Origin of the sequence: Lactonifactor longoviformis DSM 17459, from assembly GCF_900129135.1 — a bacterium.
GTDB lineage: Bacteria > Bacillota > Clostridia > Lachnospirales > Lachnospiraceae > Lactonifactor > Lactonifactor longoviformis.
Map to the genome: position 1 here is coordinate 131,728 of NZ_FQVI01000008.1, position 11,716 is coordinate 143,443.

The window sequence follows — 11,716 nt, forward strand, 5'->3', positions numbered from 1 at the left end:
AGTATAAAAACTATGCCTTAATTTTGTTGTAGTGTTATATGTATAAATGCAGGTCAATGCTCATGTTGAGAATTGACCTGTATTTTTTTGCGCAAAAGGAGAAATATTATGCTTGAAAAATATTGGATAAAATGTCCAATTTGTAACGGAAAGACGAGGGTTCAAGTATTTTATAATACGGTATTAAGAAATTTTCCTCTTTTCTGCCCTAAATGTAAATTAACACATATCGTTGATGTTGAAAAATTAGAAATCATAATCAAAAACTCTGAAAAACAAACTTTTTAATTTTGAAAAGGAAGGATATTAAATGAAACACTTACCTAAAAGTACACCTACGGAAATATTGAATGACCCATACGGATTTACTTACAAAGAAATGTCGGAAGTAATTGGAGAGGATAAAGCAAGAGCCTTATATGCGAAATTGTATAAACAGCCATTTCACAAAAAAAATCTATCAATATCAACAAAAAAAGTCTATAAAAGTAGCGATACTGAAAAGTATGTTTATGAATTGAAAGACAACAGGTATATCGAAACGGTTTTTATTAAACGGCGAGATGGTGGGACTGTTTGCGTAAGTACGCAAGTTGGTTGTTCTGTTGGCTGTATTTTTTGTGAGTCCGGACGCAATGGTTTCGTTCGTAATCTAACACCGTCTGAAATTGTGCAGCAGGTCATATTGATACGTCAAAAAGTAAATCGTATCGTTTTTATGGGAATGGGAGAACCTTTATTCAATTACGACAACTTGATTGCAGCAATCCATATTCTTCGAGATAGAAATGGACTTAACTTTCCAACCGACGGCATTACCATATCAACAGTTGGTCCAGTTAATCAATTAAAAAAATTGCGCGAAGAACATCTAAAAATTCAGTTGACAATATCTTTACATGCAGCAACACAGGCTGTGAGAAACTGTATCATTCCTCATATGCACATGTACGCTATTGAAGATGTTGTTAAGCAAGCATTGTCCTATTCACAAAGGCATAATCGAAAAGTGGTATTTGCGTATTTGCTTTTACCAGGTATAAATGACCGTTCCTCAGATATAAGGCAACTTGCAAAATGGTTTAAGGGCAAAAATGTTATGATTAACGTGCTGCAATACAACCCGACGAGTAATTCAAAAATTAGAGCACCACAAAAACAAGAAATGGTTGCGTTCAAACATCAATTAGAGCAAACAGGACTTGAAGTTACCATGAGAGTTTCTCATGGTAGAGAGATTAAAGCAGCTTGTGGACAGTTAGCTAATACATATAATAAAGCCAAAAAACAACAAAAATAATTTAATTAAAAGAGCCAGACGCACAGACGCAGAGCCGATAATATGCAGTTTGAAATACTGCTGTTATCGGCTCTTTTTTGATTTAATTTGTGCCCCCAATAACCATATTGGAGCAAAATCAGAACTGTTGCTTGTCGTTCTTTGATTTCCGCAGCAGCTTTGAAAAATCAAAGCCGCCGTTTCTTTTTATCTTCTCAAGAAATGACGCGGTATCACTGTTAAAAGCGGCGGCTAAAGGAGGTAGCCGCCATGAAGCACATACCATATCGACAAAATCCGACGGTCATTGACACATCAAAAAAAGCCCGACCACCACCGGGGGAAATTACGCTTGTATATATGAACTGTCTAATCATCTAAATACTACTCACAATACCAATGCGCCTGTCCGGGCTTTTCGGACAGGCGCATTTTGCTGCTCAAAAAATTTTTTGAAGAAATTTCAAAAAATCTTCGGCGTTTTTGAAAACCGCCGTATTGCCCCGCGAAAAGGGGGAAGCACCACCAACTTTCCAACGAGAAAGGAGGTGAGAATGTGGAACCTAACAGCAGGGAGTTTTACAAACAGTGTGCTTTTCAGAAGTTTTGTAATACGGTACTTCACAATGAAGCGTGCGACACTCATAGAGAGCTTCGCAGACACAGGGCAAAGGAAGTGACCTTTTCCGACATGACCTTAGACGAAGCGCGACAGCTTCATACGTTTGATGAATATTTCAAACGGGAAACTGTTGAAACCGTCTTTGAGAAAGCCGGGAAGAAAATCACGCCAAAGCTGCTTCTTGAAGCAATCCGTACTTTGCCGGAAGAAAAGCGCAAAGCCATACTGCTGTATTACTTCGAGGGAATGAACGATACCGAGATTGCGGAACTGTTCAATACGTCGAGAAGCACGATACAGTACAGGCGGACAAGCTCTTTTGAGAGATTAAGAAAATATCTGGAGGAAAATGCTGATGAATGGGACGAATGGTAACGAACCCGGCTACCCGGAAAATGCCCTTGTTCCCTATCCTGTCATTGTGGTAGCGACAAAGGGCGACCCGGACGCTATGAAGATTGTCTTGCAGCATTTCAGCGGCTACATAGCCCGCCTCTCCATGCGGAAGCTGTACGACGAGCGCGGGAATGTCTATTTCGGCGTAGACCACGACATTCGGGAACGGCTGCAAGCAAAACTGATGATGGCTGTCCTCACCTTTAAGGCAGAGGAATAAACCGCAGCGGCGGCGGGACGCTTTCTCTCTCCCCCTTTTCCGTTCCGCTGCTGACGCGGCAGCAAAGCCATTCTGAACCTTGACAAAGAAAGCGGCGCAAGATAACGGCGGCGCAGCATAGGGCAAATCGGATACGTTCCTTTTGCGCCGAGCCATACGGCGGGTGCGCCATGACGCTATCCGGGTGAGGTTATCCCCGCCCGGACAGCCGAGCGACCAACACCGCGCCGGAAAGCAAGTGTAGCGGCTTGCGGGCGACGACACGCAGAATATACAATGATACTTCCTTACAGCCACAGTCCGAGCGTTAAGAGCGTCGCAGGCAATGGGTAGGGCTGCATGAGAACCATGCCGGGGTGAAATTCCCATGAGGTTATGCTAATAACCGTCCGATTAAAGCCTTTGTTTTATTGAATAGTGGACTTGCTGCTATTCATAGACTGTATTATATGTTTGCGAAAGAAAGGGGGATTTTCTTTGACGCAAAACCAAACGCCCGTTACCACAACGGAGCATAAAATAGGAAAAGTTACTTACCTTGTATGTTCGTCCGCAAGTGAACGCGCAACGGACACACTGGATAAAAAGATAAAAAAACTCATTCGCAAAGACATGGAACTGAACCCCGCAAACGCCCGGAAATAGGGCGTTTCTTCACATTTTATACATGACACAGGCAGCGGTATGTGGTATAATATAGACAGTACAAATGCCATGCTTGTCTGTCGTCGGAAAGGAGGACAAAATGTTACAGACAGACAAGATTACCGCTTTATATTGCAGATTGAGCCAGGAAGATATGCAGGCCGGGGAAAGCGAGAGCATACAGAACCAAAAGATGATTTTACAAAAGTATGCTGACGAACACCACTTTTTCAACACGCGCTTTTTCGTAGACGACGGATTTTCCGGCGTGAGCTTTGAGCGTGAGGGGCTTCAAGCCATGCTGCACGAAGTTGAAGCCGGGAACGTGGCGACCGTCATAACAAAAGACCTCTCCCGTCTGGGACGTAATTATCTGAAAACCGGGGAGCTGATAGAGATTGTTTTTCCCGAATATGAAGTGCGCTACATTGCCATTAACGACGGTGTAGACACAGCAAGGGAAGATAACGAGTTTACCCCTCTGCGGAACTGGTTCAACGAGTTTTACGCCCGCGACACTTCAAAGAAAATCCGGGCTGTCAAACAGGCAAAGGCGCAGAAAGGCGAGCGCGTCAACGGGCAAGTGCCTTATGGGTACATAGCTGACCCCAACGACCGCAATCATCTATTGCCCGACCCGGAAACGGCGCACATTGTAAAACAGATTTTCGCTATGTATGTGCGCGGCGACCGTATCTGCGAAATCCAGAACTGGCTACGGGAACATGAGGTATTGACTGTTGCAGAATTGCAGTACAGGCGCACAGGAAGCCACAGGCACCCCCGCCCACACCCGAATTGTATTTACAACTGGCCGGATAAGACGCTCTATGACATTCTGGCGCGTAAAGAGTATTTGGGGCATACCATTACAGGCAAGAGCTATAAGGTATCTTACAAATCGAAAAAGACGAAGAAGAACCCGGAGGAAAAGCGTTACTTCTTCCCCAACACACACGAACCCTTGATTGATGAAGAAACCTTTGAGCTTGCACAGAAACGGATTGCCACCAAACACCGCCCTACAAAGGTTGATGAAATTGACATTTTTTCGGGGCTTCTCTTTTGCGGGGACTGCGGCTATAAAATGTATCTGCAACAGGGAGCCGGGACACTGGAACGCAAACACGCCTACACTTGCGGCAAGTATCGAAACAGGATAAGGACTGGCGAGCTTTGCACTACCCATTATATCCGAAAGAGCGTCCTTAAAGAACTTGTCCTTGCCGATTTACAAAGGGTATTGTCCTATGTGAAAGAGCATGAACAGGAGTTTATCGAAACCGCCAACGAGTGCAGCGCAAAGGCAGTACAAAAGACGCTGACGCAGCAACGGAAAGAGCTTGACAAGGCGCAGAGCCGGATTAGCGAGCTGAATATCTTGTTCCGCAAGCTCTATGAGGACAACGCTTTAGGGAAACTTTCAGATGAACAATTTGCTTTTCTGACTTCCGGCTATGACGAAGAAAAAAAGACGCTGACCCGGAGGATTGCGGAACTGTCACAGGAAATTGACAACGCCACCGAGCGCAGCGCGGACGTGAAAAGGTTTGTCGCACTGGTACGCAAATACACCGCCATTACCGAACTGACCTACGAAAACGTCCATGAATTTATTGACCGCATTCTTATTCACGAACTGGATAAGGAAACGAACACCCGCAAAATCGAAATCTTTTATAGCTTTGTCGGCAGAGTTGATACAGGCGACAAGCCTACTGAAAGTATCTCCTATTTCAGACAGATTGGAGCCGACGTAAAGAGTTATGCTATCTAACATACATCAAAAAGAGGTAAGATAACACCCTCTGCAAAAAAGGTTACGTTATCTTACCTCAACAAAGTTCGCGCCGGAATAGCCGTCGTCGGTGTACCAGCGCAGGTTGGTAAAGCCATTTTGTTTTGCAAAGGTTTCGAGTATCCTTTTTTGGTTCGATATGGAATTACTCTCGCCTTGCAATTCGTCCTCATGGGACAATCTCGGATAAAGGGCGGTAATGAGGTTTTGGGTGGCTTGTCTTAACATAAAATCCTCCGTTTCCGACAGCCAGCCCCAATATTCCGTGGTTTCATTGTACCACGGAACAGGGCTGGTTGTATAGCGGCAAAAGTGTCAAATCTGCTTCTTTACAGCTTGTCAAATCGCCGGTTTTTGTGTAGCAGCGGCTTCCGCTTCCAGTACCCGCGCCATTTTGTCGGCGGCGGTGGTCGTGGTATCTTTCCTGAAATAGCCGGACACGACAAGGACGGAATTGCCCATGCGGATTTCCGTCACGCAGTCGGGGCGGCGGGCGGTGCGGGTGTCGTGCTGCTTGTTATCTGTCATAGGCAATACTCCTTTCAGTCGGTAATCAGTTTCTTCATGCTCTCCATTTTCCGCTGCGCAGTTTCCTGCCGGAAGTTGTCGCCGGTAAAGCGTACCGGGACGCACATGGAAAGCAGGCGGTCATAAATCCGGGAATGGGCGGTGTCTTTTGGGTGCTGCAACTCTGAAAGCGTGAGGTTGGTCGTGACGATCAGCGGCTTGCGGCTGCGGTAACGGCTGTCAATCACATTGAAAACCTGTTCCAGCCCGTATTCTGTCCCGCGCTCCATGCCGAAGTCGTCAAGGATAAGCAGCGGATAGCGGCAAAGGCGGGAAATATATTCATTCCTGCCCTCAAAGCTGGCGGCAAGGTCGTTGAGGATAAGGGCAAAGTTCGTCATGTGGACGGGGATTTCTTTCTCCATGAGGGCGTTTGCGATACAGCCCGCAAGGTAGCTTTTCCCGGTTCCCACGCCGCCCCAGAACAGGCAGCCGATATTGTCGGCTCGCATATCCTCCCAATGCTCCACATACCGGCGGGCAATCCCGGCCTGCGGGTTCCTGCCGTTGTCGTTCTCAAAAGTCCAGTCCCGCATGGTAGGGTCGGTAAAGCCCCGGCGTTTCAGTTCCTCCACGGTGTCAAGGTGCCTGCGCCGCTTCTCGGCGGCCTCCCGTTCCTCGCGGGCGGCTCTCTGGCAGTCGCACTCTGCCGGGTGGCGGTCGCGGCCAAAAATAGCGGCCTTATCCGGCGCAAAATAGGCTTCTTTCGGCTTTCGGCACTTGCCGCAGTACAGTAAACCGTCCTTGCCGGTGTAGTCCTCCGGCTCCGGGGTGGTGGCGGTCATATTCTCCAAAACAGCGTTGATTTCGTTCTTCATAAACTTTCGCCCTCCTTGCATGAGTAGTCTGGTATGCCCTTTTTCGGGGCTTTCTTGGCTGCGTCCTCCTGCGCCCATTTGTAGATTGTGGCGGCATGGCTGCGGTATCGCTTGCCGCTGGACGCGATATGGCAGGATAGCCGGTCAATGTAGTAGTTCCATTTGTCGGGCAGGTCTGCTTTCAGCCCGTCCAGTTCTGATTGTGAAAGAAAGACATTTTCATACCGGCCATAGGCGGCGCGGGCGGTCTGTCCCGTATCTAACTCTCGCTCTCTCTCTTTTTCTATCTCTATCTCTTTCTCTATCTCTATCTCTGGTGGACAAATGTCCGCTTGATATGGTGGACATTTGTCCGCCCCGGCCTTTGGCAAGGCTTTCTGCTCCTGCAAAGCCAGCCTTGCCCGCCGTTTCCGCTCCCCCTCGGTAGAGGATTGGCCGATCAGCAGTTCAATGTTGCTCATATACAGCGCGCCGTTCTGTAACGGCTCCACAAGCCCCAGCTTCATAAAAATCTGCAAGGCTCGCTCTACGGTGCCGACTTGCTGGCGGGTAATGGTGGCAATCATCTGCGCGGTGTAGGGGATATTTTCATCAAGCTGCAACTTCCCGCCGTTTTTCAGCGATTTCAGGTACAGTTTCAAGAGAATGTTGGAATAGAGGATACCGTCCTGCATACTTTCCAGCAGCACGATAGCGTCCTCGTCAAAGTAATTCTCTTTCAGCTTGAGGTAGTAGTATTTTCGGTTGTCTGACATGGTTCCTCCTTTGGGTGGATTTGGGGCGTTTGTACGCATTTAGGACGGCGTTTCCGGGGGAAAAGGATAAATGTATCGCGTACCCTTTGACACCCACGAAAAAAGCCTTGATTTATGCGGGTTTGAAAGGCTCTAAAGCGTGACATTTCTGCCTTTGTTTCCGCTTTCTCTCGGCGGCTTTGATTTTCTTCATGCGTCCGGCGCAGTCGGGGCAGTATTTTCCCCGGTTGGATTTGGGGACAAATGCCGCGCCGCAGACCGCACACCGTTTCCGGCTCCCCCGGTACAAAAGGGCTGCGGCCAGCTCCCCGTCAAGGGGCAGGACAGCCACACGGAACCAGCGGCACATGAGGGAAAGGGAAATGCTCTGGACGCACACGCAAGGCTCCCCGTCGTCTAACAGCAGGCAGTTCCCCCCGTCGTAGTTACAGCACTCATGCACCAGCCGCCGCGCCCGCCGGTGCTGGCGGTAGTCCATGCGGGGCAGGTTATCGCTCATGGCTCTGCTCCTTTCTGCGGTGGGGTTCCTCCCGGCGCAAAATCTGGTCGATGTTCCGCTTGACGGTCTGCAATTCCTTGAACCGCTGTTTCTGTTCGTGATAGGTGTTATACAGGCCGTCTTTCTCGGAGATAAGCTGCTCGATCTCGGCCTGCAACGCTTTCCGGGCGGGCAGCTTGGTAATGCCATGCGCCTTGAAATACCGGGCGGCGGCTTCGGCTATGATAAAGTCGCTTTCATGCGCCTGCCGGTAGGCGGCGCGGGCTTTCTCGGATTTCTGCGCTTTCAGTCCGTCGCGGGCGGGCTTGGTCTTGGCGTAGGCAAGTACCTGTTGCTGCAACTCCTTTTTCCCTTGTAGCTTCGTTTCCAGTGCTTTCAGTTCGCCGCTGGTCTGGCGCATTTCCTGATAGGCGGTATCAACGGCGGCTTCTAACTGCTCCGGGGAAGTAAAGCCGTATTCCTGATACACATTCAGCGTCGCGGCCATTTGTTTGAGGTTGTGCATGGTCGCCCAGCGTTCATAGCCCCGGCCTTTGCCCTCGGCCATTTTCTGCTCAATGTCCACAAGCCGCTGCACACCGTCCTCTTTCGGGGCGGTTTGTGGGGCTTTTGTGGGCTGTATGCCGGTTTTCCCATGCCGGGGGTATTCGGGTATGGCTGCGGCCTTTTCTGTGGCTCTGGCGGCGTTCTGCTCCAAAACGGCAAAGACAGCGGCGCGGTCAAAGTCGTCGCCCAGTTTCCGGGCGGTAATGGGCTTCGTCCTGTCCGGCGTGAGGTAGGACAGTCGCCCCCGGCTCTCCTTGACGGTCACGCCCTCCCGCAGCAGCAGAGAGGAAAAGTCCTCGAATGAGGTCGCCGCAGACAGCGCGGCGCGTATGGTCTGCCGCAGCTTCTCCTTGTTCGTTTCAAACTTGGTCTGCCGGGGCGTGATACCGACTGCAATCATGGGGGCGTTCTGCTTGTCCAGCGCGGCCTGTCCCTTTTTCTGCGCCCAATATTCCCGGTCGGTCACGCGGTTCTTGCTGCCGTTCAAGAGGTCGATTTGGTAAAGCCCCTCCCGGTGGCACATCTCCATGACTTCGGATTTGAAGTAGCGCAAAGCCGCGTCGGTACAGCGGTGCTTGCAACCGGCTTTTGTGTCGGCTGGCCTGTCCATGTAGGGCAGGAACGGCACTTCCTCAATCCGCAGGCTGTTAATGACGATATGCACATGAATGTTACCGCTGTGGTTATGGCCGTCCGGGTGGGTGCATACAAGGGCTTGGTGGCCGGGGAAATGCTCGGCGCAAAACTTCTCGCCCAATGCCTGCGCCCGGTCTACGGTCAAGCCGTTGTCCGGCCCGTCCCGTGGGTCAAAGCTGATGATATAGTGGTGGCTTTTCACATCTTCCCGCCGCTGGTTTTTCTCATAGCGGAGATTTGCCCGCATACAAGCAACGGCAAAATCTTCCCCGCCGCAGTTCAGCGTGGACAGCCGGTAGTCCTCGCGGGGGATAAGCCTGCCGGTTTCATCAAGGACGGGCTTCATGGTAAACTCGTCATGTTCAAACAGCAGGTATTGTTCGGCGGCTCCGTAGTCGGCATTTTTAGAGTTGATATGCTTGAGTGTTGCCAACCGCGTCACCTACTTTCTGTAAGACTTCATACTTGAGGGCGGCAAGGTCGGCTATGGCGGCTCGTACCTCGCCGGACAGCGCATGGTAGGGTGCGCCGTACTCGTTCAGATACCGGGCTATCTGATTGAGGTTGCCGCCGATCCTGCCGTACTCGGCGGCCAGCTTCCCGACAGCGGAAAGCAGTTCGTCATTGACCGCCGACACATGGATAACGGGGCGTATGGTCGCCCGCCGTATCGCCTGCCGGAGAAATTCCGACTGGCTGATACCATAGGGCGCAAGCCGCGCTGTGAAGTCGGCGTATTCATCTTCGGACAGCCGGGTTTTCACAACGCGGCTGCGGTGGGGCGTGTTGTATTTCTTTCGCATGGTCGTGACCTCCTTTCTTGCCGCATGAGCGCGGCGGGGATAAGCGGCGCAAGCCGCAAAGCAGGGTTTGGGGAAGGCACTCCCCAACAAGTTTCCCGCGAGGGGCAAAAACCGCAGAATTGCGGATTTTGGCACCGTGGTAGAAACTTGCTCTCCGTGACTGCAAACTTTCTCTCACTTCCGTCCGCCACTTTTTTGGAAAACTGCAACCACAAAAGTTTGTTTCTCTTTTTCTGCTACTACTAATCCTGTAAAGGGCATTCCTGCCCGCTTTCGCTAAAATGACACCGGACGCAGTGGTTTCTACCCGGTGTTGGAGAAATCCTTTCTCTTTGCCCTCTACTACGGGTAAATGCTCCAAATGCCAAACACCAGGGCAGAAAAATTCCCTCCTCGCTTACTACTACAACCGGCAGGGGGCAAAATGGCCGGGAGCGGAGCCGGACAACAAAAAAAGCAGTAAATCTTTTTCAAGACTTACTGCTTTCGCTGGCCGCGTCGGTGGCGGCTGGTATTCAGTTTTTATGACTTGTCCGGTGGTTCGTCAAGCCGGAACTTGAATTGACAGTCAATTAACCGCTGCTTTACATAGTCCTCCACCTCGGCGTTGACCTGCCCGTTCACTTTTGAGAAATAGCGGATATATCCGGCGTAGTGGAGCAGGACAGCGTTCACGGCTTCTGGGTCGCCCTCACGGGCTTTGAGGATTGTTTCATAGGGGAGAAGTCTACTCATACCGGCTCACCCCCATTTCTTCGCGTAGCCGCTGCAAGGCAAGCTGGATATGCCGCCCCGCTGTGCTGCGTGACCGGCCAATACACGCGCCGATCACGCGCTGCGGCTGGCGCAGAAAGTAATAGCGCAGGATTTCTTCCCGCGTCTGCTCCGGCAAAACAGAGATCGCGTCGGCAAGGGCGGCGTTGCAGAGCAGGACGGTCTGACCGCAGACGGTAAATGGGTATTCCTCGTCCGGCTCCGACGCGGCAAACTGGACAAACTTCTCGTTCATCAGATAGTCAAGGGAAACTTGCCGTTCCCATTGCCGTTTAAGCTTCAAAATCTTGTCCAAGGCGGCACAGCGGATAACAGTCTTGCAAAAGGCGTTGTACCTGCGCTGGATATATTCTTGATAGGCTATCTGGTCGGTCATGGAAATTCCCCTTTCTGAATAATAGTGCGGGGCGGTGGCACTTCTTGCTGTCGCCCCTTGATTGCCTACCAGCAAAGGCGGGCGGGGCTGTCAACGGCTGCGCATATGCGCCGTTCATCTTGACCGTTGACTGGCTCGGCTGGGTTTGCTATTTACCCGACAAACTTGAATTTATTTTAAGCTATCACGTTTTACCTTCTTAAGCCTTACTATCATTACCATAGGAATTTCTTTGTTGGTTTTAAAACATTCTTCATAAAATCCATCAATGACAAATCCAGCTCTAAAACAAAGGTTAAAAATATCTTGTATGGAACGATGATAATAAATCTGCTCTTTCGGTTGCCCTTCAATCGCTATATCATAGTAACTGTGCGGTGTCATATATTTTTCAGTCAACGTGACAAAACAAGGGTGTTGCGTTGCAAAGACAAAAATTCCGCTTTCCTGCAACAGTTCATAAACAGCCATAAGAAGTGGTTCAATATCCGTAATATCCATAATTGCCATATTAGAAACTGCTTTCGTAAAGGCTCGATTTCTTTTTAATTCTAATATACTTTTTCTATCGGTCGCATCCGCCACACAAAATTCAATTTGTTTTGCATATTGTGATTGCCGTCTTTTAGCCAATTCTATCATTTTTTTGCTGTAATCAAAAGCGACAACCGAAGCGCCTCTTTGTGCAAGATACGAAGAATAATTTCCATTGCCACACGCAATATCCAAAATGTAATCCGCAGGATTAGGAGATAGAAGTTCCGTTACTTTGGGACGCACTACCTCTCTGTGAAATTCATTAGATTCGTCACCCATTGCATTATCCCAAAATTGTGCGTTCTCCTCCCAGATTTTTTTACTTTCCTCTGTTCCCATGTTCTCTCCCACTCCCCAAATTTGCTTTTTTGCTTCCATTAAATCTTCCTTACTATATTCCATTGTTACCCTCCATAACTTCTGATTGTTGCCGTCTTGACGATTA

General features: G+C 49.6%; 15 protein-coding genes and 1 pseudogene. 6 read left to right on the forward strand and 10 right to left on the reverse strand.

The window, feature by feature from the left end; all coding sequences use genetic code 11:
* The first annotated feature begins 108 nt into the window (after positions 1-108).
* The 6 genes from BUA56_RS09795 to BUA56_RS09830 all read left to right on the forward strand — a co-directional run bounded on the left by BUA56_RS09795 (position 109) and on the right by BUA56_RS09830 (position 4,939).
* Entirely contained in the window at positions 109-288 is a 180-nt protein-coding gene (locus BUA56_RS09795; protein ID WP_002588768.1) for a cysteine-rich KTR domain-containing protein, read from the forward strand.
* A 22-nt stretch (positions 289-310) separates the two neighbouring features.
* Positions 311-1,300 carry a 23S rRNA (adenine(2503)-C(2))-methyltransferase RlmN gene (rlmN, locus tag BUA56_RS09800; RefSeq protein WP_008978028.1) on the forward strand — a complete coding sequence of 330 codons (990 nt, stop codon included), beginning with the start codon at positions 311-313 and terminating at the stop codon, positions 1,298-1,300.
* A 535-nt stretch (positions 1,301-1,835) separates the two neighbouring features.
* Complete coding sequence (locus BUA56_RS09805) at positions 1,836-2,276, forward strand: RNA polymerase sigma factor (protein ID WP_008978027.1); 441 nt, start codon at positions 1,836-1,838, stop codon at positions 2,274-2,276.
* Entirely contained in the window at positions 2,257-2,517 is a 261-nt protein-coding gene (locus BUA56_RS09810) for a helix-turn-helix domain-containing protein (RefSeq protein ID WP_019727567.1), read from the forward strand. Before BUA56_RS09805 ends, BUA56_RS09810 begins: the two co-directional genes overlap by 20 nt.
* A 417-nt stretch (positions 2,518-2,934) precedes the next feature.
* A complete protein-coding gene (locus tag BUA56_RS09825) occupies positions 2,935-3,162 on the forward strand; it encodes a transposon-encoded TnpW family protein (protein WP_004607973.1) in 228 nt (75 codons plus the stop codon).
* A gap of 100 nt (positions 3,163-3,262) precedes the next feature.
* Positions 3,263-4,939, forward strand: coding sequence for a recombinase family protein (locus tag BUA56_RS09830; protein WP_019727566.1), 1,677 nt, complete (start codon positions 3,263-3,265; stop codon positions 4,937-4,939).
* 63 nt (positions 4,940-5,002) lie between these two features.
* Here the strand turns inward: BUA56_RS09830 and BUA56_RS09835 are convergent.
* From BUA56_RS09835 to BUA56_RS09890, 10 genes and pseudogenes are all read right to left on the reverse strand, one after another.
* Positions 5,003-5,188, reverse strand: a pseudogene (locus BUA56_RS09835) (recombinase family protein); the annotation flags it as partial.
* 111 nt (positions 5,189-5,299) lie between these two features.
* Positions 5,300-5,488 (reverse strand): transposon-encoded TnpW family protein, encoded by a 189-nt coding sequence (locus BUA56_RS09840; RefSeq protein WP_072851231.1) that lies wholly within the window; start codon positions 5,486-5,488, stop codon positions 5,300-5,302.
* A gap of 14 nt (positions 5,489-5,502) precedes the next feature.
* Complete coding sequence (locus BUA56_RS09845; protein WP_072851233.1) at positions 5,503-6,345, reverse strand: ATP-binding protein; 843 nt, start codon at positions 6,343-6,345, stop codon at positions 5,503-5,505.
* Entirely contained in the window at positions 6,342-7,100 is a 759-nt protein-coding gene (locus BUA56_RS09850; RefSeq protein WP_072851235.1) for a phage replisome organizer N-terminal domain-containing protein, read from the reverse strand. Before BUA56_RS09850 ends, BUA56_RS09845 begins: the two co-directional genes overlap by 4 nt.
* A 112-nt stretch (positions 7,101-7,212) precedes the next feature.
* Entirely contained in the window at positions 7,213-7,599 is a 387-nt protein-coding gene (locus BUA56_RS09855) for a cysteine-rich VLP domain-containing protein (protein ID WP_072851237.1), read from the reverse strand.
* Positions 7,589-9,214, reverse strand: a complete 1,626-nt coding sequence (locus BUA56_RS09860) for a relaxase/mobilization nuclease domain-containing protein (protein WP_072851239.1) — start codon at positions 9,212-9,214, stop codon at positions 7,589-7,591. The genes BUA56_RS09855 and BUA56_RS09860 overlap by 11 nt, the downstream gene beginning before the upstream one ends.
* Positions 9,186-9,584 carry a plasmid mobilization protein gene (locus BUA56_RS09865; RefSeq protein ID WP_072851241.1) on the reverse strand — a complete coding sequence of 133 codons (399 nt, stop codon included), beginning with the start codon at positions 9,582-9,584 and terminating at the stop codon, positions 9,186-9,188. Before BUA56_RS09865 ends, BUA56_RS09860 begins: the two co-directional genes overlap by 29 nt.
* A 522-nt stretch (positions 9,585-10,106) precedes the next feature.
* Positions 10,107-10,319, reverse strand: a complete 213-nt coding sequence (locus BUA56_RS09875) for a helix-turn-helix domain-containing protein (RefSeq protein WP_002586615.1) — start codon at positions 10,317-10,319, stop codon at positions 10,107-10,109.
* Complete coding sequence (locus BUA56_RS09880) at positions 10,312-10,734, reverse strand: sigma-70 RNA polymerase sigma factor region 4 domain-containing protein (protein WP_002586616.1); 423 nt, start codon at positions 10,732-10,734, stop codon at positions 10,312-10,314. Before BUA56_RS09880 ends, BUA56_RS09875 begins: the two co-directional genes overlap by 8 nt.
* A gap of 171 nt (positions 10,735-10,905) precedes the next feature.
* Positions 10,906-11,673, reverse strand: a complete 768-nt coding sequence (locus BUA56_RS09890) for a class I SAM-dependent methyltransferase (RefSeq protein ID WP_002586626.1) — start codon at positions 11,671-11,673, stop codon at positions 10,906-10,908.
* Positions 11,674-11,716: the final 43 nt, after the last annotated feature.